This is a genomic window from Streptomyces sp. BE20, from assembly GCF_036322525.1.
Lineage (GTDB): Bacteria > Actinomycetota > Actinomycetes > Streptomycetales > Streptomycetaceae > Kitasatospora.
In genome coordinates this window covers 1-329 of the sequence record NZ_JAQYWW010000800.1, presented here as the reverse complement: position 1 = coordinate 329, position 329 = coordinate 1, and the positions used below count along the sequence as shown (strand labels likewise).

Genomic DNA, 329 nt, shown 5'->3' with positions numbered 1-329 from the left:
GTCCGGCAGCAGTTCCCCCGCGCCGATCGCGTGCAACGCCGCGTCGAACAGTGCCGGGTGCATGCCGTACCCGTCGGTCGGCTGGTCGACCGCAACCTCCGCGAACCCCGTCCCGCCGGCCCGCCAGGCCCGGCGCAGGCCCCGGAACGCCGGACCGTAGGACAGACCCGCGTCGGCGAACGCCTCGTCCAGCCCGTCGATCGCGATCTCATCGGCACCGCTCGGGGGCCAGGCGATCAGGCTGAGGTCGGCGTCGACCCCGGCGGCCGGGGCGAGCGTGCCCTCGGCGTGGGTGCTCCAGGTCTCGGCGTCGCCGTCCTCGGGCTGGC

At 76.0% G+C, this 329-nt stretch carries 1 protein-coding gene; it reads right to left on the bottom strand.

Translation table 11 applies throughout. The features are described from left to right. Nucleotides 1–329 (bottom strand): polyketide synthase dehydratase domain-containing protein (locus tag PUR61_RS17165; protein ID WP_329879728.1); only part of this gene is annotated, 329 nt, incomplete at both ends.